This is a genomic window from Arthrobacter arnarulunnguaqae (genome assembly GCF_051262515.1).
Lineage (GTDB): Bacteria > Actinomycetota > Actinomycetes > Actinomycetales > Micrococcaceae > Arthrobacter_N.
The window spans coordinates 1-24,298 of the sequence record NZ_JBIMER010000002.1; the positions used below are offsets into that span (position 1 = coordinate 1).

The following is a 24,298-nucleotide window of genomic DNA, read 5'->3' on the forward strand; positions in this document are numbered from 1 at the left end:
TCGGACTCGAAGAAACCCCAACGCGTCGTCGCCGCGTGGAAGCAGAATACCCGGCCTGTGGTCCGGTCCACCAGCAGGGACGGGTCGCCGTAGCCCTGCATCCCGGTTCCTGTCCGGAACACGCGCTGCGTGTCCCACGTCCGGCCGCCGTCCACGCTGCGCCGGAGCACCAGATCCACGGGGGAGGGGAGATCGTCGAGGGTGGGGCGGGCGTCGTAGGCGGCCAGGAGCGCCCCGGCGGGGGTGACGGCCAGCGCGGGGATCCGGTACTGCTGGTAGCCGCCCTCCCCGCGCCGGGCCAGCACGGTGGACACGACGGAGGCGCCGGCGGACGTCGCCCGCCCTGGACGCGCGGGACGCGCTGGACCACCCACCGCTAACGCTCCAGGGCGTCCACGAACCACCCGGTCAGCGTCGCCGGATGCGTGATCGCCGTCCCCACCACCACCGCGAACGCGCCGGCGTCCAGAGCGGCCCGGGCCTGGGCGGGGGAGTGGATGCGCCCCTCGGCGACGATCGGGCGTCCGAGGTCCGCGGCGGCCAGCTCGGCGATCAGCTCCAGGTCCGGACCGTCGGTCTTGGGCCGCTCGCCCGTGTACCCGGCGAGTGTGGTGCCGATCAGGTCGGCACCGGCCTCGGCGGCCGCCAGCGCGTCGGCCAACGAACCGCAGTCGGCCATCACCCGGGCGGAGGACCCGCCACGGACGGCGGCGATCGTCGCGGCGAGCATTTCGCCGTCGGGCCGGGGGCGCCGCGTGCCGTCCAACGCCACCACGTGGGCGCCGGACTGGGCGACGGCGAGGGCGTGCCGGATGGTCGGGGTGATGAAGACGCCGTCGTGCCCATCCTTGAACAGGCCGATCACCGGCACCTCCACGGCGGACCGCGCGGACTGGATGTCCGCCAACCCCTGCACCCGCACGGCCGAGGCCCCGCCGATCACGGCGGACGCGGCGACCTGCGCCATGGTACGGGGATCGCGCATCGGCTCGCCGGGGTAGGCCTGCGCGGAGACGATCAGTTTTCCGCGCAGGGCCTCGAGTGCCTCATCGGTCAGCAACACGGGACGCTCCTTGGAATTGGACGGAGGGGGAGGGCTGGACGGGCGTGGCGGGTTGGGCGGATTGGCCCGCCGGCACGGACGCCGCGGGCGGCCGCAGCACCAGCGACGCCGCGCCGATCGTGGCCGCGTCGCCGCCCAGCAGCGCCGGAACGGGTTCCACGTGGCGCAGCGCGGGCACCAGTTCCTCGGCGAACGACTCGCGCACGGCGTCCCACCACAGCGGACCCGCGTCGGCGAGCCCGCCGGAGAGCACCAGCGCCTCCGGATCCAGGCTGTTCGCGAACCCGCCCAGCGCGCTGCCGGCCGCGCGGGCCGCACGCCGGATCGCTCCGACGGCGGGGGCCTCGCCGGCGCGGGCTCGTTCGAACACGGCGCGCGTGTCCGCCGCCCGCGGATCACCGCCGAGCCGCTGGTAGAACCGGTGCAGCGCGGGACCGGAAGCGATGGCCTCCAGATGGCCCATGGCTCCGCACGTGCACACCAGCCCGCCGGCCGCGGCCGAGGGCACGTGGCCGAAGTGCCCGGCCACGCTGCGCGCCCCGGACACCGGCCGTCCGTCCACCAGGAAGGAACCGCCGATCCCGGTCCCGAACGCCACCAGCAGCGCGGTCGACGTCCCGCGGGCGGCACCGAGCCACGCTTCGCCGAGGGCGTGCGCGTGGACGTCGTTCACGGCTTCCACGCGGCCGACGGCGCCGCCCGCGCCTCCCAGCCGCTCCAGCAGCCCGGCGCGCAGGTCCGTCCCCGCCCACCCGGTCAGGACGTCGGTCGCGGACACCACCTGGCACGTCGCCGGATCGATCACGCCGGCCGATCCCAGCCCCAACCCGGCCAGGGGCAAGTGGCGGCTCCGGGCCTCGGCGGCCAGCCGTTCGGCGAGGAACGCCACGGCGTCCAGGATGGCGGCGGGACCCTGCCGCGCGGGCGTCGACGTGGACAGCCGCCAAAGCACCGCGCCGTCCGCCCCGACCAGCGCGGCGGCGGTCTTCGTGCCGCCGAGGTCGACGCCGATCGCCGCGTCGTGGGTTGGAACCATGGCCTAGAGCAGCCCCGCGGTGTCGAGGATCCCGCGGATGGCGGACGCCTCGGCGTCGTTCAGCGACTCCATCGGCTCGCTCATGCGGTTGGAGGGGAAGACGCCGAGCTGCACCAGCGCGGTCTTGAACGCGCCGAGCCCGCCGGCGCCGCCGGAGACCCGTGCGGAGTCCGGGACATCGACGATCCGGAACAGCTCCGCGAGCCGGTCCTGTTCCTTGCGCGCGGTTTCCCAGTTGCCGGCGACGGCCGCGTCGTAGAGCCGCCGGTAGCCGGCCGGGTCCACGTTCGCCAGGCCCGGCACCAGGCCGGTGGCGCCGGACAGCATCGCCGCGTCGCACACCACCTCGTGCCCGCTGAACAGCGCGAACCCCTCGATGTCCTGCGTCAGCAGGCGCAGCTGCCGGAACGCGATGTCGTTCCCGGAGGAGTCCTTCACCCCGGCGATGGTGCCCTCGGCGGCCAGCTCGGCCAGCAGCGCCGGATCCAGCTTGAAGTGCGTGCGCACGGGGATGTCGTAGGCGAAGACCGGAAGGTCCACGGCGGCGCGAACGGCGCGGAAGTGCCGCACCACCTCGGCGCGGTCGAAGATCGCGTAGTACGGGGTGGTGATGACCACGGCGTCGGCGCCCCGCTCGGCCACCAGCTTCGCCTCCTCCACGGTGCGGGCGGTGGTCTGGTCGTTGGCGCCGACCAGCAGCGGCACGCGCCCGGCATTGGCGGACACGACGGCGGCCAGCACCTCGCGGCGCTCGCGGTTGGTCAGGTACGGCGTCTCGCCGGAGGAGCCCAGCGGGAACAGCCCGTGGACGCCGCCGGAGACGAGGTGTTCGACGACGGCCTCCACGCCGGGCAGATCGAGCGCCCCGTCCGCGTTGCGCGGCGTGACGACGGGCGGGATGACCCCGTGGAAGGGTGCGGTGGCGATGGTCATGAGTCCTCCGGTGTGGTGGTGTCGGTGGCCGGGTCGGCGGGCGCGGCCAGCAGGCTCGGCGCCGCGCCCAGCAGGGTGCGGGTGTAGTCGTTGGTGGGGTTGTCGAAGACCTGCGCGGCGTCGCCCTGTTCGACAATCTCGCCGTCGTTCATGACGCAGATCCGGTCCGAGACGTAGCGGACGGTCTGGATGTCGTGGGAGATGAAGACCATCCCCAGGTTCAGGCGGGCCTTCAGGTCGGTGAGCAGGTTCAGCACCTGCGCGCGGACGGAGACGTCGAGGGCCGACGTCGGCTCGTCCGCCACGATGATGTCCGGGTCCAGCGCCAGGGCCCGGGCGATCGCCACGCGCTGGCGCTGCCCGCCGGAGATCTGCGTGGGGGAGACCTCCGCCGCGGAGCGCGGCAGGCCCACGAGCTCGAGCAGCTCGTACACCTTCTTCGTGCGCGAGGCCGCGTTGCCGATCCCGTGGACCAGCAGCGGGTCCGTCAGGATGTCGTGCACCGTCATGCGCGGGTTCAGGGCCGTCGCCGGATCCTGGAACACGATCGAGACCGCGCGGCCGAACTCCTTGCGCTCCGCGGCCCGGCCGGTGAGCTTGCGCCCATTGAACAGCCGGGTGCCGTGGGTCGGTTCCTGCAGCCCCACCAGCACGGAGGCCAGCGTGGACTTCCCGCAGCCGGACTCACCGACGATCCCGACCGTCTCCCCGCGGCTGACCGCGAAGTCGATCCCATTGACCGCCCGGATGATGGTGGGGCGGAAGATGGTTCCGCTGCGCGCGCGGTGGTGCACGTGCAGCCCGCGCAGCTCAATGACCGGGACGTCCCCGGGAACCGGCGCGCCGGGGGTTCCGCGCTCGCCGGGCTCGCCGGTGGGACGCACCGCGCCGGTCGCGCCGGCGTCGTCGTGCCTGGTCGTGTCGATCATGCCTTGCCTCCTTCGGCGGTGGTGGCCCAGTGGTGGTCGGTGTCCCCGACGCGGACCAGCTCCAGCTCGCGGTCCGGATCCGCGGCCGGGTTCAGGGACCGCACGGCGAACCGGTCGCCGGCGGAGAAGTCGCGCGGGCTGGGCACGGTGCCTGGGATCTGGTGCAGGCGCTCGGCGCCGGATTCGATGGAGAGCACCGCCCCCAGCAGGCCGCGGGTGTATTCGTGGCGGGGATCGGCCAGCAGGGCGCTGGTGGAACCGGATTCCACCACCTGCCCGGCGTACATGACCGTGACGCGGTGGGCCAGCGAGGCCACCAGGGCCAGGTCGTGGCTGACGAACACCATCGCGAAACCCAGCTTGTGCCGGAGCTCGTTGAGGAGGTCCACCACCTGCTTCTGCACCGTCACGTCCAGGGCGGTGGTCGGCTCGTCCGCCACCACCAGCTTGGGCGAGCGGGAGAGCGCCATGGCGATCAGCACGCGCTGGCGCTGCCCGCCGGAGAGCTCGTGCGGGTAGGACTTGAGCGTCCGCTTCGGGTCCAGCTTCACCAGGCGCAGCAGCTCGTCCGGGGCCATCCGGCCGCCGCGGCGGGTCAGCTGCTCCATCTGGTCCTTGATCAGCATGGACGGGTTCAGCGAGCTGAGCGCGTCCTGGTAGACCATCGCGATCTGGTGGCCGCGCAGCCCCGCGTAGAGCTTCTCGCGGGTCGCGGGCCGGTTGTCGGCCGGGACCAGCTCGCGGCCGCCGAAGCGGATGGAGCCGGAGACCACGGCGTTGGGCGCCAGCAGGCCCATGATGGCCAGCGAGGTGATGGACTTGCCGCAGCCGGACTCGCCGACCAGGCCCATCGTCTCGCCCTCGCCGACGGAGAAGGAGACCCGGTCCACGATCGGCATGTCGCCGTAGCGGTCCGGGAAGCGGATGGACAGGTCGCGGACCTCGAGGATCGGTTCGGCTCCGGAGGAGCTGGAGAGCCGGTCCGTCCGCGTGGACTCCACGGCGCGCAGGCGCCGGAGCTGGGCGGCGAGCAGCGGCGGGGTCGTGGGGTCGGCGGGGTCGGCGCCGTCTTCGTCCACGGCGGAGGCGTCCGCGGGGGCGGCGTCGGACTCGGGGACGACGGCGGTGCCGACGCCGCCGATCGACGTGCGCTCGGAGGCCAGCACGGCCTCGGCCGTGTTGTCCTTCTCGACCAGGTTCACCTTGCGCAGGCGGGGGTTGACCATGGCGTCGGTGAGGCCCTCGGCCAGCACGTTCAGCGCCAGGACGGTGGCCAGGATGCAGATGCCGGCGAACGTGGTGGCCCACCAGGCGCCGTTCAGGACCAGCGTGCGGCCGTAGGAGATCACGTTGCCCCAGCTGGGCTCCGGGTCCTGGACGCCCGCGCCCAGGAAGGAGAGCGAGGCCTCGAAGATGATGGCGTCGGCCACCATGACGGTCGCGAAGACCAGCACCGGGGCGGCGGTGTTGCGCACGATGTGCCGTCCGAGGATGTGGAAACGGCCGGCCCCGAGCACGCGCTCGGCGCGGACGTAGTCCTCGCCCCATTGGGACAGCACGTTGGCGCGGACCACGCGGGCCAGCTGCGGGATGTAGATGATGGCGATCGCCACGATGATGACCGGGACGGTGTTGCCCAGCGTCGCCAGCAGCACGGCGGCCAGCGCGATGCCGGGGAAGGCCATGATGACGTCCATGACGCGCATGGTGCCCTCGTCCACCCACTTGCGGCTGGTGGCGGCGATGGCGCCGAGCAGCGCCCCGACGGCGATGGCCAGCGCCACGGCGCCGAGCCCGATCACCAGGGAGGTGCGTGCGCCGAAGAGCACGCGGGAGAGGATGTCCCGGCCCAGCCGGTCGGTGCCGAACGGGTGCTCGGCCCCCGGCGGCTGGGCGGGGATACCCGTGGCCAGGGGGTTGTGCGGGGCCAGCACCGGCGCGAAGAGCGCGGCGAGGGCCACCAGCGCCAGGAACGCGAGGGCGAGCTTGGATCCGAGGGGAAGCGACTTGAGGGCGAGCCCCGGGCGGCTGAGGCGGTCTGCGAGTCCGTACCGCATGGTCACACCGTCCTGATTCGTGGGTTGATGAGCAGGTAGAGGAGGTCTACGGCGATGTTCACCAGCACGAACGTGATGGCGATGGTCAGGGTGACGCCCTGGACCAGGTTGACGTCGTTGTTGGTGATGCCGTTGAGGATCAGTTGGCCCATGCCGGGCAGCGAGAAGATCATTTCGATCACGACGGCGCCGCCGAGCAGGTAGCCGATGCGCAGGCCCAGCACGGTCACCGGGGTGATCAGGGCGTTGCGCAGCACGTTGCGGCGGATGGCCTCGGCGCGCGGGACGCCGTTGCCGATCGCGGTGCGGACGTAGTCCTTGTCCATCTCCTCCACCATCGAGGTGCGCACCACGCGGATCAGCGAGGCGCAGACAGGGATGGCCAGGGCCAGGGCGGGCAGGGCGAGCGAACGGAAGTACCCGGCGGGGTCCTCGGAGAACGGGACGAACCCGCCGGAGGGGAACAGCGGGACGCCCAGGGCCAGCCACTGGATGAGCAGGATGCCCAGCCAGAACGACGGCGTCGCGACGGCGGCGATGGAGAAGACCCGGATCAGCTGGTCCGGCCAGCGGTCGCGGTAGAGGGCTCCGGCCACGCCGAGGACCAGCGACAGCGCGACGGCGATGAACACGCCCCAGAACGTGAGCTGCAGCGTCAGCGGGAAGGCGCCCGCGACGATGCCGGTGATCGGCTGCGCCGGAGGGGTGGTGGATCCGAGGTCCAGGACCAGCAGGCGGGCCAGGAAGGACAGGTATTGGATGGGCAGCGGGTCGTTGAGACCGCGCTCCTCGCGGTAGTTCTCCTTGGCGGTCTCGCTGGCGCCCTCGCCGAGGGCGGTGGTGGCCTGGTCGCCGGGGGAGAACTGGAGGACCAGGAAGACCAGGAGGGTGATCCCCAGGATCATGAACGGGAGGGCGGCCAGGCGTCGGCCCAGCAGCCTTAGGATGTTGGCCACGTCAGCGGTGCTCCCTTGCGGCGTCGTGGTGGATGGGTTGGAGGGGGCCGCCGGCCGCGCCCGGGGGCGGCCGGCGGCCGGCGGCGGGAGGCGCTACTTGCGCCCGGCGTCCAGGAAGGAGATGCCGGTGGTCGGCAGCGGCTGGAAGTTGTTCAGCTCGTCCGGGTTCCAGGCGGTCGGCAGCTGGCGGTGGAAGATCGGGTACAGCGCGGCCTCCTCGGCCACGATGTCCAGGATCTGGTTCCAGGCCGCGGTGGCGACCTTCGGGTCCGAGGCGCGGACGGCCTCGTCCAGCTTCGTCTGGACCGTCTTGTACTCGGGCGTCTCGTTCCAGCGGAAGCGGTCCTTCGGCCAGACGTCGCCGCGGTACCACCAGGACAGCAGCAGGTCCAGGTCGTTGCCGAACACGGACGGATCTCCGGGGGCCGCGACCACCTTGAACGTGCCGGTGTCCACGTTGTCCGCGTACAGCGCGCCGGACTGCAGGTTCTGCAGGGTGACCTTGACGCCCGGGAGCTTGTTCCAGGACTCCACCATGACCGGGGCGACGTCCTTGACCCACGAGGTGTCCGTGGTGAGCAGCTCGAAGCTCAGGGAGTCGACGCCGGCCTCCTTCAGGAGCGCCTCGGCCTTCTCCAGGTCCAGGCTGTAGACCGTGGAGGCCTCCTGGTAGTTCGGGTGCTCCTTGTGGACGAAGGACGTGGCGGCCGTGGCGTTGCCCAGCAGCGCGCGGTCGATCACGGCCTGGGTGTCCAGGGCGTAGTGCAGGGCCTGGCGGACGCGCTTGTCGTCGAACGGCGCCTCCTGGCAGTTGAACATCAGGAAGAGCAGCCCGAAGGACTGCACCGACTCCACCTCGACCGAGCCGGCGAGGCGGTCGACGTCGAGGTACGGAACGTCCTCGATCGCCTGGACGCGGCCGGACTCGACCGCGCTGACGCGGGCGGCGGCGTCGGAGAGCAGGAACCAGGTCATGCCCGGGGCCAGCGCCGGCATCGGGCCGTTGTATTCCTCGAACTTCTCGAAGACGATCTTGTCGTCCTTGACCGCGGAGACCAGCTTGTACGGGCCGGAGCCCACCGGTGCGGCGTCGAACGCGGCCTGGTCGGCGGCGAGCTTCTTCGGGACGATCTTCACGATGCTCAGGCGGTCCGCGAACAGCGCGAACGGGTACTTGAGCTTGAACGTGACGGTCTTCTCGTCCTTGGCCTCCACCGAGTCGATGAACGGGATGAACTGCGCGAACAGTGACGCGTTCTCCGTGTCCATGACGCGCTCGAAGGAGAACACCACGTCCTCCGCGGTGACCGGGTCGCCGTTGTGGAAGGTGGCGCCGTCGCGCAGCGTGATCTCGTAGGTGGTGTCGTCGACCTGCGTCGGCTCCGCCGCCGCCAGGGCCAGGTAGCGTTCCCGGGTGGCCGGGTGGAGCTCGGTGAGCCCCTCGAAGGTGTGGATGTTGGCGGCCATCGGCGTGGCGCCGGTGGACGTCATCGGGTCGAAACCGGTGGAGAGGGCGTAGGACATGCCCGCCTCGATGGTCTTGGTCCCGGCCGTGGCGCTTCCGGACGCGCCGCCGGTGGCGGCGCCCGTGGAGCCGCAGGCGGAAAGCGTGGCGGCGAAAGCGCCGGCGGCGCCCATGGCGCCGGCGATCCGCAGGAAGTTGCGGCGCGAGCTGGTGTGGTTCATGATCGCGGGAGATTTCATTGGTGTCACCTCAGGGTTGTCGATGCGGGCATTGTCGGATGTAGGATGTCCTATGCCTCGGGTTAGAATGTAGGCGACATCACACGGTGACGTCAACCACAGCCCCGAATACGGTCGACGGAGGGAATGGACGAACATGGAGACACAGGTGCCGCCGGCGCGCAGGGTGCGGGCGAACGCGTCCGCGCGGATGCATGCGCTGCAACACGACATCATGGAGCTCATCCTCGAGCGCGGCCTGGCCCCGGGGGATCCGCTCCCCACGGAACACGAACTCGTGGAGGTCCTCGGAGTCGGCCGGAACACCGTGCGGGAGGCGCTGAAGGTCCTCCAGGCCATGGGGATCGTCGACGTGCGGCACGGCTACGGCATGTTCGTGGCCATCAAGAACATGGACGCGCTCGCCGCGGCACTGGAGTTCCACGCCCGGCTTTCCCTCAGGAGCAGCGGGCACGAGGCCGTGGAACTCGTCGACGTGCGCCAGGCGCTGGAGTCCGGCCTGATCGGCTCCGCCATGGACGCGATGACGGAGGATGCGCTGGCCGCCGTCCGCACCGCCGTGGAGGACATGGAGCGCCTCGCCGAGGCCGGGCAGATGCTCACCGAGGCGGACGAGCGCTTCCACCGCAGCCTGTTCGAGCCCCTCGAGAACGGCATGCTCACCAACCTGCTCTCCGTGTTCTGGTCCGCCTACAGCCGGATGCACGAGCAGATGGACGGCAGCGGCGCGGAGCTGGCCGAGACCGCCCGCCTGCACCGCGAGATCTACGAGGCCGTCGCCGCCGGGGACAAGGCCGCCGCGACCGTGCTGGTCGGCGGGCACTTCGACGGCATCCGCCGGCTCATCGCGGACACCGTGGGGTCCTGAGCGTGGAGATCATCGTCCTGCCGGACGCCGCCGCCGTCGGCCGCCGCGCCGCCGCGATCCTCGCCTCCGCCATCGCGGGCAGCGGCGCCCCGGTCATCGGCGTGGCCACCGGTTCCAGCCCGTTGGCGACGTACGGCGAGCTCGCGGTCCTCGTGGCGGACGGCCTGGACGTCTCCGGGGCGACCTTGTTCGCCCTCGACGAGTACGTGGGCCTGGACCCGGCGCACCCGCAGAGCTACCGCAGCGTGATCGACCGCGAGGTGACCCGGCGGATCGGGCTGGACCCGGACCGCGTGCACGTCCCTGACGGTGCCGCGGAGGACCCGTCCGCGGCGGGCGAGGCGTACGAGGCCGCGATCGCCGACGCCGGGGGAGTGGACGTCCAGTTGCTGGGCATCGGCGCCAACGGTCACATCGGCTTCAACGAACCCGGGTCCTCCCTGGGCAGCTCCACGCGCGTGAAGACGCTGGCACCGCAGACGCGCCGGGACAACGCGCGCTTCTTCGGCGGCGACGCCGACGCCGTCCCGATCCACTGCCTGACCCAGGGCATCGGCACCATCCTGCGCGCGCGCAGGCTCCTGCTGGTGGCCACCGGCGCGGGCAAGGCGGACGCGGTCGCGGCCATGGCGGAGGGCCCGCTCGGCGCGCATTGCCCGGCGTCGGCGCTGCAACTCCACCCGGACGCCACCGTGCTGCTGGACGAGTCCGCGGCCGCGAAGCTGCGCCTGCGCGAGTACTACGACTTCGCCCGGGACAACGCCGCGCAACTGCCCGGCTGAAAAGCTGTCCAAAACGCCGCCCGGGGCTTATCTTTTGTGTATCCATTGGGGACGTGTTGGGGAACACGTGGAGCATCGAGGGGGATGCCATGCGCAAGGAAGAAGAGGGTAAGACTCCGGCCGCCGAAACGACCACGGTCTGCCTGTGCATTTGGGACGGCGGGCGCGAGCCCGTGGTCGTCGATCCGGAGTGCCGGCGCCACCCCGACTAGGGGGAACGCCGCAATCCGGCGACCTAGCCATATGATGGAGCGATTATGGCTAGGTTATTTGGCACGGACGGGGTCCGTGGAAAAGCGAATGTTCTGATCACACCGCAACTGGCCATGCGCCTGGCGGAGGCCGCAGCCGTCGTGCTGGGCTTCAACCAGGTGCCCGCCGGCAAGCGGCCCGTCGCCGTCGTGGCACGGGATCCGCGGATCAGCGGGGACTTCATTTCCGCGGCCATCGAGGCGGGGCTCGCCGCGTCCGGCGTCGACGTGTTCGACGCCGGCGTGCTCCCGACCCCGGCCGCCGCCTACCTGGTCGCGGACCTGGACGCCGACTTCGGCGTGATGATCTCCGCCTCGCACAACGCGGCCCCGGACAACGGCATCAAGTTCCTGGCCCGCGGCGGGCATAAGCTTGACGACGCGCTCGAGGACGCCATCGAGGCGGCCATGGAGACCGAGCCGCTGCGTCCGGTCGCCGGGGACGTCGGCCGCGTGCAGCGCTTCGCCGACGCCGAGGACCGCTACGTGGTCCACCTGCTGGGCACGCTGCCCAACCGCCTGGACGGACTCAAGGTGGTCCTGGACTGCGCCCACGGCGCCGCCAGCGGCTGCTCGCCCCAGGTCTTTTCCGACGCCGGCGCGGAGATCGTGGTCATCGGCGCGGACCCGGACGGCATCAACATCAACGACGGCTACGGCTCCACGCACCTGGGGAACCTGCAGGCCGCGGTCCTGGCGCACGGGGCGGACCTGGGGATCGCGCACGACGGCGACGCGGACCGCTGCCTCGCGGTGGACCACGAGGGCACGGTTGTCGACGGCGACCAGATCATGGCCGTCATGGCCACCGCGCTGAAGGACCAGGGCAAGCTGACGGACAACACGCTCGTGGCCACCGTGATGAGCAACCTGGGCCTGAAGATCGCCATGGGCGAGGCCGGCATCGAGATCCGCGAGACCGGGGTGGGGGACCGCTACGTCCTGGAGGCCATGCGCTCCGGCGGCCTGAACCTCGGCGGCGAGCAGTCCGGCCACGTGATCTTCGCCGACCACGCCACCACCGGCGACGGCGTCCTGACCGGCCTGCAGCTGGCGGCCCGGGTCGCGGCCACCGGCAAGACGCTCAAGGAACTCGCGTCCATGATGACCGTCCTGCCGCAGGTGCTGATCAACGTCAAGGGCGTGGACCGCGCCGCGGTCAAGCTGAACCCCGCCATCGCCGACGCCGTCCGCGACGCGGAGACCGAACTCGGCGACGCCGGCCGCGTCCTGCTCCGCCCCTCCGGAACGGAGCCGGTGGTCCGCGTCATGGTGGAGGCCACGGATCAGGCCACGGCCCAATCCGTCGCGCGGCGCCTCGCCGCCGTCGTGCAGGAAGCCGTCGCGCTGGTCTGAGGCGCGCGGCGCACAGCTTTCGGAACCACCCCTGCGACGCCCGGGAGGGACGCCCACGTGACATTCCTGTCCGACGCACGCCGGATCCTGGATCTCATCAACCTGCGCGGGGAGCCCGGGAACCTCCATCCGCGCACCGCGCTGGTGTTCAACCAGACACCGGCGGCCGTCGCCACGCTCGTGGTCCTGGCGCTGATCGCGCTGGTCCACCCGAACCCCACGCTGGGCAACCCGTTGCTGTGGGTCGGGGTCGCCGTGGTCGCCGCGGCGACGGCCGCCGCGTTCCTGCTGCCCGTGCGGGACACGGAGGACAGGCTCCAGCTCGCGGTCCCGCTGGCGGACATCGTGGGGCTCAGCCTGCTGGCGATCGCCGGGCATGACTCCCTGTCCGGCCTGTCCATCCTGTTGGGCCTGCCGTTCTTCTGGCTGGCGTGGACGCGTCTCCGGCCCGGCTGGGTGCGGCTGGCCTCCTTCGCGGTCCCCGCGGCCGTCGTCGTGTTCCGGGATTTGGGCGCGGGGGACAGCGCCGACCGCCTGTTGCGTGCACTGCTGATTCCCCTCATGATCCTGGCGTTCACCGTGTCCGTGTCCGTGGTTTCCGCGATCGTCGCGGACACGGAACGCCAGCTGGCCAGAGCGCTCCGGGAGTCGGAACGGCGTAGCCTGCTGCTGGACGAGGTGTTGAACGCCGCACACGTGGGCCTCGTCGTCGTGGACGAGGATGGACACGACGTCCTCAGGAACGCCCGCCAGGAGGACATCCACCGGATCGCTATGCCCGCGGACAACCCGGACCCCGACGAGGGCCAACTGCTGGTCTTCGGGGCGGACCGCGCTACGCCGCTCGCGCGCGACGATCGACCTGTCCGCCGCGCCGTATTCGGCGAGGAGTTCTCCGGGCAGCTGGTGTGGATCGGACAGGGCCCGCGCCAAGGCGCCTTCGCGGTGTCCTCCCGGAGGATGGTGGACGACGCCGGCGCGCACCGGGGAGCGGTGGTGGTGTTCCACGAGGTCACGGACCTGATGGACGCGCTGGCCGCCAAGGACCAGTTCCTCGCGCACGTGAACCACGAATTGCGCACCCCGTTGACCTCGATCATCGGCTACCTGGAACTGGCGCAGGACACCCCGGGCCTCCCCCCGGAAGTCGCAGGCTACGTGGGCGTCGCCCGCCGCAACGCCGAGCGGCTGCTGGGACTGGTGGCGGACCTGCTGGACGCGGCCACGGGGCAGTTGACCGTCGACGCGATGCCGATGGACCTGGCCGGGATCGTCGGCGCGCGGGTGCGGGCGCAGGCCGAACGCGCCCGGCGGGCCGGGATCGAGCTGGTCAGCGACATCCGGGGCCCGCTGTGGGTCGACGGGGACCGGTGCCGGATCGGGCAGATCGTCGACAACCTCCTCTCCAACGCGCTGAAGTACACGAAGGCCGGCGGCACGGTCACGGTCTCCGCCGTCCGGCGCGACGCCGAGGCGGTGCTCGAGGTCGCGGACACGGGCATCGGGATGGAGGCCGCGGAGGTAGACGGGCTCTTCACGCGTTTCTACCGGACCGCGGCCGTGCGCCAGTCGGCGGTCGCCGGCGCCGGACTCGGGCTCGCGATCAGCAAGGAACTGGTCGACGCCCACGGCGGGACGATCGAGGTGGACAGCGTCCCGGGCGGGGGCAGCACGTTCCGCGTGCGGTTGCCCGCCATACCGGAACCGGGAAGTTAGTCAGGCCGGATCCGGAATGGAGCCGCGAACCGCCTTCACCGCTTATGACAAATAATCGGGCATATATGTACATGCCCGTCAATCTTGTTTACCTTTGCAGTGCGATCCGGGTTTTCGCGTAGCTGCGGCCGGACCGCTCGAAAGCACCCCCACGGGACGCCTTATGGTGCTCCCCAGCAGAAAGGAACCGAAATCATGGGCAAATTCCTCGCAACGATCGCGATGACCGGACTACTGCTCGTCGGCTCGGCGGCTTCGGCCGGCGCGGCGCCCCTGCCGGACGACTGCACCAAGACGCAGGGCACCGTCACCTGCACAACCTTCGAAGGACCGGGCAACAACCAGGGTGGCGTGGGATCCACCACCACGGAAGAGACCCAGGGCAACACCTCGAACAAGAACCCGCGGCCCCAGGATCTCCAGGAGGATTGCGAGACCAACCCGGAGAACAGCCAGGGGGCACCGAACACCTGCGACTGACCCGATCACAGGCCTCCGGCCCGGAAAGCGCGCCGGAGGAATGCGAAGAGGGGCCCCGCCGATGGCGGGGCCCCTCTTCGCAATCGGCGGTGCGGTGGGGTGCTGCGTGGTTAGGCGCGGTTCCGGAGGGAGTCGCGGATTTCGGTGAGCAGGAGAACCTGCGCGTCGACTTCCTCTTCCGCCGGGACCCCGCCGGCGGCGAGGCGGGCGTTGCGGCGTTCGATCATCTTGTTCATCGGCATGACGACGACGAAGTAGATGGCGGCGGCCACGAGGAGGAAGTTCACGATCGCGGTAAGCAGCACGCCGATCTTGATGGCACCCTCCGGGCCGACGGCCAGGAAGTTGTCGAAGTTCGGGGTGCCGACCAGCACGGAGATCAGCGGCATGAGTACGCTTTCAACCAGTGCGGTGACGACCGCGCCGAAGGCGCCGGCCATGACAACTGCGACGGCAAGGTCGACGACGTTGCCCTTCATGATGAAGTCTTTGAATCCCTGGATCATGATCGGAAGCGTACAGCGGTCAGATCTTGCGGAGCAGCATCCGCCGGATCGAATGGTCCGCGTCCTTGCTCAGCACCAGTTGGGCGCGCCCGCGGGTGGGCAGGACGTTCTCGCGCAGGTTGGGTTCGTTGATGCTCCGCCAGATGCCCAGTGCGGTCTCGCGGGCCTCGATGTCGCTGAGCGCGGCGTACCGGTGGAAGTAGGAGGCGGGGTCCGCGAACGCCCCACCACGCAGGCGCATGAAGCGGTTGACGTACCACTCCTCGATGTCGCTGGTCCGGGCGTCGACGTAGATGGAGAAGTCGAAGAAGTCGCTCAGGGCCAGGCCGGCGGTCCCGTCCGAGCGCACGCGGGCCGGCGCCAGCACGTTCAGCCCCTCGACAATCAGGACGTCGGGGCTGCTCACCACCACCTCCTTTTCGGGCACGATGTCGTAGGTCAGGTGGGAGTACCAAGGGGCGCGGACCTCATCGGCTCCGGACTTCACCTCGGAGACGAACCGCAGGAGCCGGCGGCGGTCGTAGGACTCCGGGAATCCCTTGCGCTGCATCAGCCCGCGGCGGTGCAGGGACTCGTTCGGGTAGAGGAAACCGTCGGTGGTGATCAACTGCACGTTGGGGGTGTCCGGCCAGCGGCGCAGGAGCTCCTGCAGCACGCGGGCGGTGGTCGACTTGCCGACGGCCACGGAGCCGGCGACGCCGATGACGAACGGCGTGCGCTGCGTGGCCTCGCCCAGGAACGTGGTGGTGGCCTGGTGGATCTGCCAGGCGCCCTGCACGTAGAGGTTCAGCAGCCGGGACAGCGGGAGGTAGACCTCGCGGATCTCCTCGAGGTCCAGCTGCTCGCCGAGCCCGCGCAGGCGTTCGAGGTCCGCCTCGTCGAGGGGCTGTTCGATCTCGTCGGCGAGGCGGGCCCACGTCTGCCGTTCCAGTTCGACGTACGGGGAGACTCCGGCGTCGTGCACTCGCTGACCATTCACCCACCGCATTCTGCCAACAGTCCGGGTTGATTCCTAAAACACGGTAATCTGGTGCGCATGTGTGGAATTGTTGGCTACGTAGGCCTCGCAACGAAAACCTCCGGCACCCATGGCGCCCTGGACGTGGTCCTCGAGGGGCTGCGCCGCCTCGAATACCGCGGATACGACTCCGCCGGCGTGGCGGTACTGACGGACGGCGGCGTCGAATCGCGCAAGAAGTCCGGCAAGCTGACCAACCTGGTGGAGCTGCTCGAGACGGACCCGCTGCCGGAGTCCATGACCGGGATCGGCCACACCCGCTGGGCCACGCACGGCGGGCCGACGGACCGCAACGCGCACCCGCACCTGGCCGACGGCGGCAACCTCGCCGTGATCCACAACGGCATCATCGAGAACTTCTCCGAGATCAAGCGGGAGCTGCAGGCCAAGGGCCACACCTTCCTCTCCGAGACGGACACCGAGGTCGCCGCGGTTCTGCTGGGCGAGATCTACCACGGCACCGGCAAGGGCGACCTGACGCTGACCATGCAGGAGGCCTCGCGCCGGCTCGAGGGCGCTTTCACGCTCCTCGCCGTGCACAAGGACCAGCCCGGCGTCGTGGTGGCCGCCCGCCGGAACTCCCCGCTCGTCGTCGGACTCGGCGACGGCGAGAACTTCCTGGGCTCGGACGTCTCAGGCTTCATCGACTTCACGCGCCGCGCCGTGGAGCTGGGACAGGACCAGATCGTCACCATCACCCCCGAGTCCCACACCATCACCGACTTCTTCGGGAACCCGGCCGAGGGCAAGGAGTTCCACGTCGACTGGGACGCCGCCGCCGCGGAGAAGGGCGGATACCCGTCCTTCATGGAGAAGGAGATCCACGACCAGCCGGCCGCGGTCGCGGACACCCTGCTGGGCCGTTCGGATTCGCAGGGCCGGATGACGCTCGACGAGCTGCGCATCGACGCGGCGGACCTGAAGAACATCAGCAAGATCATCGTCCTGGCCTGCGGTACCTCGGCGTACGCCGGCTCCGTGGCGAAGTACGCGATCGAACACTGGTGCCGCATCCCCGTGGAGGTGGAGCTCTCCCACGAGTTCCGCTACCGCGACCCGATCGTGGACGCCAGCACGCTGATCGTGTCCATCTCCCAGTCCGGCGAGACCATGGACACGCTCATGGCCGTGCGCTACGCCAAGGAGCAGGGCGCCAAGACGCTCTCCATCTGCAACACCAACGGGTCCACCATCCCGCGTGAGTCCGACGCCGTGCTCTACACGCACGCCGGACCGGAGATCGCTGTGGCCTCCACCAAGGCGTTCCTGGCCCAGATCACCGCCACCTACCTGCTGGGCCTGTACCTGGCGCAGCTGCGCGGGAACCTGTTCACCGGCCAGATCAAGGACATCCTCGCGGACCTGCAGGCCATCCCGGCGAAGATCCAGGAGATCCTGGACCGGGCGGAGGACGTCAAGGCGCTGGCGCGCTCGATGTCCGACGCCGATTCGGTGCTGTTCCTGGGCCGCCACGTGGGCTTCCCGGTGGCGATGGAGGGCGCGCTGAAGCTCAAGGAGATCGCCTACATCCACGCCGAGGGCTTCGCGGCAGGGGAGCTGAAGCACGGCCCGATCGCGCTGATCGACGAGGGCAAGCCGGTGTTCGTGGTGGTCCCGTCCCCGCGCGGGCGGCACTCGCTGCACTCCAAGGTGGTCTCCAACATCCAGGAGGTCCGCGCCCGCGGCGCCAAGACCCTGGTGATTTCCGAAGAGGGCGACGACACGGTGGGCGAGTACGCGGAGTGGGTGTTCCCGGTCCCGCAGACCCCGACGCTGCTGATGCCGCTGCTGGCCACGGTGCCGCTGCAGCTGTTCGCGTGCGAGCTGGCCTCGGCCAAGGGCTTCGACGTCGACCAGCCGCGCAACCTCGCGAAGTCCGTCACCGTCGAGTAGTCACGGGCGCCCGGCGTTTGCCCGTTCGGCCAGGCCGCGTACGTACGCGGCCTGGCCGATGTGCTGCGTGGCGTCGTCCAGCACGCTCATCAGGCGCACCGCGGCGGTGACCGGAGGGTCCCAGCGCCGGTCGACGACGCTCGTGTACGCGCCGCTGTCCATGCCGCCGAGCAGGTCCAGCGTCCGCCGGTGCGCCTCCGCCTGGTATCCGCCGAGCACGGCGGGATCGGCAACGCCGAACCGCGCCACGTCGTCCGGTTCCTGGCCGTAGCCCGTGGCCTCGGGGCCGTAGGGGAGGGCGAAGCGTTCGGCCCAGCCGCCGTCGTGCCAGGCCTGCCCGCCCGGGGTGTGGCGGGAACCGCGTTCGGGCGGCCGCGCGCCGGCGAGGACCTCGGCGATCCCCGCGACGTGGTCATCCTGGATGCGCGCCAGGTGCCAAACGAGCCAGGCGATGGAGTTGGAGCCGGGGTCCGGGCGGTACAGCAGGTCGTCGCCGTCCAGTCCATCCAAGACCGCGGCGACGTTCCCCCGCACGCGTTCGAATCCGTCTGCGAGCAGTTCACGCGCCAGTTCGGTGTCCATGCGCACCAGTGTGGGCACGCAACGCCGCCCGGACAAGTCCGCGGAGGCGGCTAATCCAGCAGGGCGTCCAAACCCGGCGCATCGTCGGTGGGAAGCATCGAGGCGTAGCGGTCGTAGATGGCCCGCCGCGCGCGGCGCCCCGCTTCGCCGGAATCGCCGGACGCGATCGCGTCGAAGATCCCGCGGTCCAGTGCTGCCGACTCGGCCTCGGTGCGCTCGGGGGCGCCCGAATCCTGCAACTGCTGGGTGATCAACGCGAGGATTGCGCCGGCCACGGCACGTCCGCACATGGCCAGCAGCGCATTGCCGCTTGCCTCCCACACGGCGAGGTGAAAGTCGATGTCCGCACGCGCGAACTCGGCGGCGTCCTTGCCGACCTCCGCCTCCATGCGTTCGATGCAGGAACGCATCTGCTCCAGCTGCTCCGGCGTGTGCAGGGTGGAGGCCAGGCGGCACGCCGACGAGTCCAGCACCAGGCGGAACTGCACCAGTTCCGTCATGGAGAGCGAATCCAGCCGCACCATGGTCGCGAAGGAACGCGTGAGCGACGCGGGGGAGGGCTCCAGCACCACCGGTCCGCCGCGCCCCCCGGGCCGGGACTCCACCAACCCCATGGACTGCAGCACGCGCAGCGCCTCGCGGATGGTGGGGCGGGACACCGAGAACTGGACCATGAGCTCGCGCTCGGACGGCAGGTGCTCGCCCGGCCGGACGGCGCCGGAGGTGATGGCGGACTCTATCTGCTCCACGACCCTCTCGTAGGTGCGGACCGGGACGGCGGGGGTGAACCGGGTCGTCAAGTGGCTCCCTAGGCGTAGGCGGGGTCCGCGCGCGGGCGGCGATAATTCGTCCCAGCATACGCGGCCAGGACCACCGGGAGTGGTCTTACCATCGAACTGGGTAGAAATATGCGTGCAATTTTTTGTCGCATGGATCACAATGGGAGCCAAGGGGCCGGACCCGTCCGGAAACCTCGATCTTTCGTCACCTGGACGTCGCACTAGCAAAGGACCGGACATGCCCCTGGGAAGCCTACGCAAGAAGACCCTGACCGTTCCCGCGGTCGCCGCCGTCGCGGCCCTGGCCTTGACCGGCTGCAACGCCGGCGCCGGCGCGGAAGGCACCGCGGAGGGCGAAAAGCGGACGGACGTGGTGGTCGCGCTGACCGGAGAGCCGGTCAACCTGGACTTCACCACCACCGCGGGCGCGGCCATCCCGCAGGCGCTGATGTCCAACGTCTACGAGGGGCTCGTGGAGGTGGACCAGGACGGCGAGATCCAGCCGCTGCTGGCCGAGTCCTGGGAGCTCTCCGAGGACCGGAAGGACTACACCTTCACGCTCCAGGAGGGCGTCACGTTCTCCAACGGCGAGGCGTTCGACGCCGAGGACGTGAAGTTCTCCATCGAACGCGTGCAGTCGGACGCGTGGGTCTCCGGCATGAAGGCCAAGATGGACATCGTCGAGGAGGTCACGGTCGAATCGCCGACCTCCGTCACGGTCTCGCTCAAGCAGCCCTCCAACGCCTGGCTGTTCAACATGACCACGCTGGTCGGCGCCATGTTCGATCCCACCGGCGTGGAGGACCTCGCCAACGACGCCATCGGCACCGGGCCGTTCGCGCTCGAGGCGTGGAACCGCGGCGACTCGATCGAGCTCGCGGCCCGGGACGACTACTGGGGCACCGCCCCGAACGTCGAGAGGGCCACCCTGCGGTACTTCGGGGACGCGGTCGCCACCACCAACGCCCTGCGCTCCGGCGACGTCGACGTGGTCTACAACATGCAGGCGCCCGAGCTGGTCAACTCCTTCCAGACCGACGACGCGTACCAGGTCATCGAGGGCACCTCCAACGGCGAGATCGTCCTGTCGATGAACAACAAGGCCGAGCCGTTCGACGACGTCCGCGTCCGCCAGGCGGTCATGCACGCGATCGACCGGCAGGCAGTCGTCGACACCGCGTGGAACGGGCTGGGCACCGTCGTCGGCGGGCCGGTCCCGCCGACCGATCCGTACTACGAGGACCTGAACGACGTCTACCCGTACGATCCCGAGAAGGCCAAGGAGCTCCTCAAGGAGGCCGGCGCCGAGAACCTGGACATCGTCTTCACCGTCCCCACACGCCCCTACGCGTCGGCGATCTCCGAGATCGTCGTCTCGCAGCTGAAGGACGCCGGCATCAACGCCACCATCGAGACCGCCGAGTTCCCCGCCGTCTGGCTGGACAAGGTCTTCACCAAGAAGGACTACCAGATGTCCGTGGTGCTGGCCGTGGAGTCCCGCGACGTGCTGACCATGTTCAACAACCCGGACTACTACCTGGGCTACGACAACCAGGAGATCGCGCCGATCGCCGCCGAGGCGGACGCCGGGGACGAGGCCGCGTACGCGGAGGGCATGAAGGAGGTCGTGCGCACCATCGTGGACGACGCCGGCGCCAACACCCTGTTCATCTTCCCCAACGTCGTGGTCGCCAACGCGGACGTGACGGGCATCCCGGGGAACTCCGTCACCGAGGCGCTGGACCTGACCGACATCGGCTGGAAGTAAGCGGCGGGAAGGCCATCGACGATGATCCCCAGAATCCTCACCAACCTGTTGAGGTTCGTGGCGACGTTCGTCGCCGCCACCGTGATGGTCTTCCTGCTGTTGCGGGCCGTTCCCGGCGACCCCGCCGAGATCGCGCTCGGGCAGAATGCGACGCCGGAGCTGCTGGCGCAGATGCAGCGCGAGTTCGGCACCGACCGGCCGATGCTGGTGCAGTACTTCGACTGGGCGCTGGGTCTGCCGTTCGGTGACTTCGGCACGTCCTACGTCACGCGCAGCGACATCTCGCCGCTGATCGCCGACCGGGTCCAGGTGTCGCTGATCCTGGTGGTCCTGGCGATGCTGCTGGCCCTGATCGTCTCCATCCCGTTCGGGACGCTCGCGGCGGTGCGCCACCGCAAGGCCTCCGGCGCCATCATCAGCGCCGTCAGCCAGCTCGGGATCGCCATCCCCGGGTTCCTGGCCGGGATCATGCTGGTGGTCGTGTTCGCGCTGGGGCTCGGCTGGTTCCCGGCCAACGGGTGGACGCCCCCGGGGCGTGACTTCGGCGACTTCCTGTCCCGGGTCGCGCTCCCGGTCGTCGCGCTGGCCTCCGTGCAGGCCGCGATCCTGACGCGCTACATCCGTTCGGCGGTGTTGGAGGTGATGAGCGAGGATTACCTGCGCACCGCCCGCGCCAAGGGGCTTTCCCCCATGAAGGCGCTGGTCAAGCACGGACTGCGCAACGCGGCCATTCCCGTCATCACGGTCACGTCGGTCCAGCTCGCCGCGTTGATCATCGGCGCCGTCGTGATCGAGAAGGTCTTCGCGATCCCGGGCCTCGGCTCCATGCTGCTGGACTCCGTCGCCAACCGGGACATGCTGGCCGTCCAGTCGATCGTCATGGTCCTGGTGGGCATCACCCTGGTCATCAACCTGCTGGTCGACGTGCTGTACACGATCGTCGACCCGCGCATCCGCAAAGCGGCCTAGGAGCGAACGTGACAACCACTACGACGCCGGTGCCGCCGGCAAAGACGCGGCGCCCCTGGGGCTGGAACATGGTCGCGGGCGCGTGCCTGGTCGGGCTGGTGCTGCTCGCCGCCGTCGTCTCCGTGTTCTGGACGCCCTTCGATCCGGTCCAGGCCATGCCCGCGGACCGGCTCCAGGGATCCAGCGCCGAGCACCTGATGGGCACCGACAAGTTCGGCCGCGACACGTTCTCCGCGATCCTCGCCGGATCGCAGATCACGCTGCTCGTCGGGGTGGTCGCCGTGGCGATCGCGCTGCTGGTGGGTACGCCGCTGGGCATCCTCGCCGGCATCAAGCGCGGCGCCACCGAGGAGGCGACCATGCGCTTCGCGGACGTCCTGCTCGCCTTCCCGGCACTGTTGGTCGCCATCGTGTTCTCCGCCGTGTTCGGGGCCAGCACCATGACCGCCATGGTGGCCATCGGCATCGGGTCCATCCCCGGCTTCGCCCGCGTCGCGCGGTCCGGCACCCTCCAGGTGATGAGCACCGAGTACGTGCAGGCGGCCCGCGCCTCGTCGCAGCCCGCGCTGCGGATCGCGATGCGCCACGTGCTGCCCAACATCGTGGGCATGGTGGTGGTCCAGTGCTCGGTGACGTTCGGGTTGGCGGTGCTGGCCGAGGCCGCCCTCTCCTTCCTGGGTCTGGGCACGCCCCCGCCGATCCCCTCCTGGGGACGGATGCTGCAGACCTCGCAGGAGTTCTGGGGCACGCATCCCATGCTGGCCGTCTGGCCCGGCGCGGCCATCGCCGTCGCGGTGATGGGGTTCAACATGCTCGGCGACGGCCTGCGCGACCGCTTCGACCCGAAACTGAATGGAGAACGCCGATGAGCGGCCCGTCCGTCCCCCCGGCCGACGCCTTGCTGCGCGTCGAGGACCTGAGCATCGGCGTCCGCGGCTTCCCGCTGGTCGAGAACGTGAACTTCGCGATGGCCAAGGGCGAGCGGATCGGCCTGATCGGCGAATCGGGATCCGGCAAGTCGCTGACCAGCACGGCGGTGATGGGCCTGCTGCCCGAGGGGCTGGATGCCACCGGGTCCGTGCGCCTGGCCGGACACGACGCCAACTTCATCGGCGCCCCGGACTCGACCATGCGCCGGATCCGCGGCCAGGACATGGCCATGGTGTTCCAGGAGCCGCTGACCGCGCTGAACCCGCTGATGCGCGCCGGCGCCCAGGTCGCCGAGATCATGCTCCAGCACAGGACGGTGTCCTCGCGGCGCGAGGCCAACGCGAAGGCCGTCGCCATGCTCGCCTCGGTGAAGCTCCCGGACCCGGCGGAGGCGGCGCGGGCCTACCCGCACCAGCTCTCCGGCGGGCAGCGGCAGCGCGTCATGCTGGCCATGGCGCTGGCCAACGACCCCGCGCTGCTGTTGTGCGACGAGCCCACCACCGCCCTGGACGTCACGGTCCAACGGCAGGTCCTGGACCTGGTGCTCGAATCCGTGATCCTGCGCGGCACCGGCCTGCTGTTCATCACGCACGACCTCGCCGTCGTGGCGAACATGTGCACGCGGGTGCTCGTCATGAACCGGGGGCGGATCGTGGAGGAGGGGAACACCGAGGACATCTTCTCCCGGCCCGAACACCCCTACACCCGCGGCCTGCTGGCGGCCAGCGACCTGGAGGCGACGGACCGCGAGGGCCGGCTGTTCACGGTCGCGTCCTCCGCCGCCTACATTCCGCCGACGGTCGAGGAGGCCCGCGAACGCGCGGCGGCCGAGGCTTCCCCGGTGGCCGTGGAGCCGACGCCGGAGGAACTGGCCGCGCTCGCCGTCATCCGGGTCGCGAACCTGGACCGCACCTACACCCGCGGCCGTTCCACCCTGTTCGGCAAGCACACCGAGGTGCGCGCGCTGCGGGATGTGAACTTCGAGGTCCGCGCGGGCGAGCGCCTCGGCGTCGTGGGAGAGTCCGGCTCCGGCAAGACCACCCTGCTGCGCATCCTGGCGGGCCTGGACCGGCCGACGTCGGGCTCCGTCGTCGTCGCGGGGAACGAGGTCGCCGGCGCGAGGGAATCGGATCTGGTCCAACTGCGGCAGGAACTGCAGATCGTTTTCCAGGACCCGATGGGTTCGCTGGACCCGCGGATGAGGGTACTGGACATCGTGACGGAGCCGCTGCTGGTGCCCGGCCGGAGGGAGACCGCGGCGCAGCGCCGCCAGATGGCCGCGGAGATGCTGGACGCCGTCGGCCTCGGCGCCGAGACCCTGGAGCGCTATCCGCACCAGTTCTCCGGCGGTCAGCGCCAGCGCATCTCGATCGCCCGGGCCCTGATCTGCCGCCCGCGCGTCCTCGTCGCGGACGAACCGGTCTCCGCGCTGGACGTCTCCGTCCGTGCGCAGGTCCTCAACCTGCTCGCCGACCTGGTGGACCAATACCAGCTGACCCTGGTCTTCGTGTCCCACGACCTCGCGGTGGTGCGGCACCTGTGCGACCGCGTGGTGGTGATGCGCAGCGGCGAGATCGTGGAGGCGGGCGACACCGAGTCCGTCTACACCGACCCGCAGCACCCGTACACGCGGAAGCTCGTCGCCAGTTCGATGAACCTGCGCGCCGAGGTGCTCGCCCGGGAACTCGTCGTCGATCAGCCGGAATGACCCGCCCCACGGCG

22 protein-coding genes and 1 pseudogene are annotated in these 24,298 nt (G+C 70.4%); 11 read left to right on the plus strand and 12 right to left on the minus strand.

Annotation, left to right across the window (positions count from 1 at the left end; translation table 11 throughout):
- From ACHAAJ_RS02190 to ACHAAJ_RS02225, 8 genes and pseudogenes are all read right to left on the minus strand, one after another.
- Nucleotides 1–374: pseudogene (locus ACHAAJ_RS02190) on the minus strand (exo-alpha-sialidase); the annotation flags it as partial.
- Nucleotides 375–376: 2 nt separating this feature from the next.
- On the minus strand, nucleotides 377–1,063 hold the full coding sequence (locus ACHAAJ_RS02195) for an N-acetylmannosamine-6-phosphate 2-epimerase (RefSeq protein ID WP_435726228.1): 687 nt from the start codon (nucleotides 1,061–1,063) through the stop codon (nucleotides 377–379).
- Nucleotides 1,047–2,099 (minus strand): ROK family protein, encoded by a 1,053-nt coding sequence (locus tag ACHAAJ_RS02200; RefSeq protein WP_435726229.1) that lies wholly within the window; start codon nucleotides 2,097–2,099, stop codon nucleotides 1,047–1,049. The genes ACHAAJ_RS02195 and ACHAAJ_RS02200 overlap by 17 nt, the downstream gene beginning before the upstream one ends.
- A gap of 3 nt (nucleotides 2,100–2,102) precedes the next feature.
- Nucleotides 2,103–3,032, minus strand: coding sequence for a dihydrodipicolinate synthase family protein (locus tag ACHAAJ_RS02205; RefSeq protein ID WP_435726230.1), 930 nt, complete (start codon nucleotides 3,030–3,032; stop codon nucleotides 2,103–2,105).
- Nucleotides 3,029–3,961, minus strand: coding sequence for an ABC transporter ATP-binding protein (locus tag ACHAAJ_RS02210; protein ID WP_435726231.1), 933 nt, complete (start codon nucleotides 3,959–3,961; stop codon nucleotides 3,029–3,031). The genes ACHAAJ_RS02205 and ACHAAJ_RS02210 overlap by 4 nt, the downstream gene beginning before the upstream one ends.
- Entirely contained in the window at nucleotides 3,958–6,018 is a 2,061-nt protein-coding gene (locus ACHAAJ_RS02215) for a dipeptide/oligopeptide/nickel ABC transporter permease/ATP-binding protein (protein ID WP_435726232.1), read from the minus strand. The genes ACHAAJ_RS02210 and ACHAAJ_RS02215 overlap by 4 nt, the downstream gene beginning before the upstream one ends.
- Nucleotides 6,019–6,020: 2 nt before the next feature.
- Nucleotides 6,021–6,974, minus strand: coding sequence for an ABC transporter permease (locus tag ACHAAJ_RS02220; RefSeq protein WP_435726233.1), 954 nt, complete (start codon nucleotides 6,972–6,974; stop codon nucleotides 6,021–6,023).
- Between the two features lie 93 nt (nucleotides 6,975–7,067).
- Nucleotides 7,068–8,678: an ABC transporter substrate-binding protein gene (locus ACHAAJ_RS02225; RefSeq protein ID WP_435726234.1), complete on the minus strand. Its 1,611-nt coding sequence runs from the start codon at nucleotides 8,676–8,678 to the stop codon at nucleotides 7,068–7,070.
- A gap of 136 nt (nucleotides 8,679–8,814) precedes the next feature.
- Here ACHAAJ_RS02225 and ACHAAJ_RS02230 point away from each other — a divergent pair, with 136 nt between their 5' ends.
- The 6 genes from ACHAAJ_RS02230 to ACHAAJ_RS02255 all read left to right on the plus strand — a co-directional run bounded on the left by ACHAAJ_RS02230 (nucleotide 8,815) and on the right by ACHAAJ_RS02255 (nucleotide 14,131).
- Entirely contained in the window at nucleotides 8,815–9,546 is a 732-nt protein-coding gene (locus ACHAAJ_RS02230; protein WP_435726235.1) for a FadR/GntR family transcriptional regulator, read from the plus strand.
- A 2-nt stretch (nucleotides 9,547–9,548) separates the two neighbouring features.
- Nucleotides 9,549–10,328: a glucosamine-6-phosphate deaminase gene (locus ACHAAJ_RS02235; RefSeq protein WP_435726236.1), complete on the plus strand. Its 780-nt coding sequence runs from the start codon at nucleotides 9,549–9,551 to the stop codon at nucleotides 10,326–10,328.
- A gap of 89 nt (nucleotides 10,329–10,417) precedes the next feature.
- Complete coding sequence (locus ACHAAJ_RS02240; protein ID WP_435726237.1) at nucleotides 10,418–10,540, plus strand: hypothetical protein; 123 nt, start codon at nucleotides 10,418–10,420, stop codon at nucleotides 10,538–10,540.
- A gap of 45 nt (nucleotides 10,541–10,585) precedes the next feature.
- Nucleotides 10,586–11,935, plus strand: a complete 1,350-nt coding sequence (gene glmM, locus ACHAAJ_RS02245) for a phosphoglucosamine mutase (protein WP_435726238.1) — start codon at nucleotides 10,586–10,588, stop codon at nucleotides 11,933–11,935.
- A 57-nt stretch (nucleotides 11,936–11,992) separates the two neighbouring features.
- Nucleotides 11,993–13,651, plus strand: coding sequence for a sensor histidine kinase (locus tag ACHAAJ_RS02250; protein WP_435726239.1), 1,659 nt, complete (start codon nucleotides 11,993–11,995; stop codon nucleotides 13,649–13,651).
- Between the two features lie 195 nt (nucleotides 13,652–13,846).
- Nucleotides 13,847–14,131: a hypothetical protein gene (locus ACHAAJ_RS02255; protein WP_435726240.1), complete on the plus strand. Its 285-nt coding sequence runs from the start codon at nucleotides 13,847–13,849 to the stop codon at nucleotides 14,129–14,131.
- A 110-nt stretch (nucleotides 14,132–14,241) separates the two neighbouring features.
- Here ACHAAJ_RS02255 and mscL read toward each other — a convergent pair whose 3' ends face one another.
- Entirely contained in the window at nucleotides 14,242–14,637 is a 396-nt protein-coding gene (gene mscL, locus ACHAAJ_RS02260; protein ID WP_435726241.1) for a large conductance mechanosensitive channel protein MscL, read from the minus strand.
- 19 nt (nucleotides 14,638–14,656) lie between these two features.
- Complete coding sequence (coaA, locus tag ACHAAJ_RS02265; protein WP_435726242.1) at nucleotides 14,657–15,616, minus strand: type I pantothenate kinase; 960 nt, start codon at nucleotides 15,614–15,616, stop codon at nucleotides 14,657–14,659.
- Between the two features lie 57 nt (nucleotides 15,617–15,673).
- On the opposite strand from coaA, the gene glmS reads away from it, so the two are divergent.
- A complete protein-coding gene (glmS, locus tag ACHAAJ_RS02270; protein ID WP_435726243.1) occupies nucleotides 15,674–17,548 on the plus strand; it encodes a glutamine--fructose-6-phosphate transaminase (isomerizing) in 1,875 nt (624 codons plus the stop codon).
- Here glmS and ACHAAJ_RS02275 read toward each other — a convergent pair whose 3' ends face one another.
- Together ACHAAJ_RS02275 and ACHAAJ_RS02280 are read right to left on the minus strand one after the other, a co-directional pair.
- On the minus strand, nucleotides 17,549–18,130 hold the full coding sequence (locus ACHAAJ_RS02275) for a mycothiol transferase (protein ID WP_435726244.1): 582 nt from the start codon (nucleotides 18,128–18,130) through the stop codon (nucleotides 17,549–17,551).
- 50 nt (nucleotides 18,131–18,180) lie between these two features.
- Nucleotides 18,181–18,930 carry a FadR/GntR family transcriptional regulator gene (locus ACHAAJ_RS02280; protein WP_435726245.1) on the minus strand — a complete coding sequence of 250 codons (750 nt, stop codon included), beginning with the start codon at nucleotides 18,928–18,930 and terminating at the stop codon, nucleotides 18,181–18,183.
- Nucleotides 18,931–19,147: 217 nt separating this feature from the next.
- Between ACHAAJ_RS02280 and ACHAAJ_RS02285 the strand changes: the two genes are divergently transcribed.
- The 4 genes from ACHAAJ_RS02285 to ACHAAJ_RS02300 all read left to right on the plus strand — a co-directional run bounded on the left by ACHAAJ_RS02285 (nucleotide 19,148) and on the right by ACHAAJ_RS02300 (nucleotide 24,284).
- On the plus strand, nucleotides 19,148–20,677 hold the full coding sequence (locus ACHAAJ_RS02285) for an ABC transporter substrate-binding protein (protein WP_435726246.1): 1,530 nt from the start codon (nucleotides 19,148–19,150) through the stop codon (nucleotides 20,675–20,677).
- A 21-nt stretch (nucleotides 20,678–20,698) separates the two neighbouring features.
- Complete coding sequence (locus tag ACHAAJ_RS02290) at nucleotides 20,699–21,646, plus strand: ABC transporter permease (RefSeq protein ID WP_435726247.1); 948 nt, start codon at nucleotides 20,699–20,701, stop codon at nucleotides 21,644–21,646.
- A gap of 68 nt (nucleotides 21,647–21,714) precedes the next feature.
- The gene (locus ACHAAJ_RS02295; RefSeq protein ID WP_435726583.1) at nucleotides 21,715–22,515 is read left to right on the plus strand and encodes an ABC transporter permease; all 801 of its coding nucleotides are present in this window, start codon (nucleotides 21,715–21,717) and stop codon (nucleotides 22,513–22,515) included.
- The gene (locus ACHAAJ_RS02300; RefSeq protein ID WP_435726248.1) at nucleotides 22,512–24,284 is read left to right on the plus strand and encodes a dipeptide ABC transporter ATP-binding protein; all 1,773 of its coding nucleotides are present in this window, start codon (nucleotides 22,512–22,514) and stop codon (nucleotides 24,282–24,284) included. The genes ACHAAJ_RS02295 and ACHAAJ_RS02300 overlap by 4 nt, the downstream gene beginning before the upstream one ends.
- Nucleotides 24,285–24,298: the final 14 nt, after the last annotated feature.

What these genes read in the sequence shown, in the direction of transcription:
- ACHAAJ_RS02225 (WP_435726234.1), bottom strand. Translation starts at nt 8,678, where the DNA reads ATGAAATCTCCCGCGATCATGAACCACACCAGCTCGCGCCGCAACTTC.
- mscL (WP_435726241.1), bottom strand. Translation starts at nt 14,637, where the DNA reads ATGATCCAGGGATTCAAAGACTTCATCATGAAGGGCAACGTCGTCGAC.
- ACHAAJ_RS02200 (WP_435726229.1), bottom strand. Translation starts at nt 2,099, where the DNA reads ATGGTTCCAACCCACGACGCGGCGATCGGCGTCGACCTCGGCGGCACG.
- ACHAAJ_RS02300 (WP_435726248.1), top strand. Translation starts at nt 22,512, where the DNA reads ATGAGCGGCCCGTCCGTCCCCCCGGCCGACGCCTTGCTGCGCGTCGAG.
- ACHAAJ_RS02285 (WP_435726246.1), top strand. Translation starts at nt 19,148, where the DNA reads ATGCCCCTGGGAAGCCTACGCAAGAAGACCCTGACCGTTCCCGCGGTC.
- glmM (WP_435726238.1), top strand. Translation starts at nt 10,586, where the DNA reads ATGGCTAGGTTATTTGGCACGGACGGGGTCCGTGGAAAAGCGAATGTT.
- ACHAAJ_RS02290 (WP_435726247.1), top strand. Translation starts at nt 20,699, where the DNA reads ATGATCCCCAGAATCCTCACCAACCTGTTGAGGTTCGTGGCGACGTTC.
- ACHAAJ_RS02210 (WP_435726231.1), bottom strand. Translation starts at nt 3,961, where the DNA reads ATGATCGACACGACCAGGCACGACGACGCCGGCGCGACCGGCGCGGTG.
- ACHAAJ_RS02215 (WP_435726232.1), bottom strand. Translation starts at nt 6,018, where the DNA reads ATGCGGTACGGACTCGCAGACCGCCTCAGCCGCCCGGGGCTCGCCCTC.
- glmS (WP_435726243.1), top strand. Translation starts at nt 15,674, where the DNA reads ATGTGTGGAATTGTTGGCTACGTAGGCCTCGCAACGAAAACCTCCGGC.
- ACHAAJ_RS02275 (WP_435726244.1), bottom strand. Translation starts at nt 18,130, where the DNA reads ATGGACACCGAACTGGCGCGTGAACTGCTCGCAGACGGATTCGAACGC.
- ACHAAJ_RS02230 (WP_435726235.1), top strand. Translation starts at nt 8,815, where the DNA reads ATGGAGACACAGGTGCCGCCGGCGCGCAGGGTGCGGGCGAACGCGTCC.
- ACHAAJ_RS02205 (WP_435726230.1), bottom strand. Translation starts at nt 3,032, where the DNA reads ATGACCATCGCCACCGCACCCTTCCACGGGGTCATCCCGCCCGTCGTC.
- ACHAAJ_RS02240 (WP_435726237.1), top strand. Translation starts at nt 10,418, where the DNA reads ATGCGCAAGGAAGAAGAGGGTAAGACTCCGGCCGCCGAAACGACCACG.
- ACHAAJ_RS02255 (WP_435726240.1), top strand. Translation starts at nt 13,847, where the DNA reads ATGGGCAAATTCCTCGCAACGATCGCGATGACCGGACTACTGCTCGTC.
- ACHAAJ_RS02295 (WP_435726583.1), top strand. Translation starts at nt 21,715, where the DNA reads ATGGTCGCGGGCGCGTGCCTGGTCGGGCTGGTGCTGCTCGCCGCCGTC.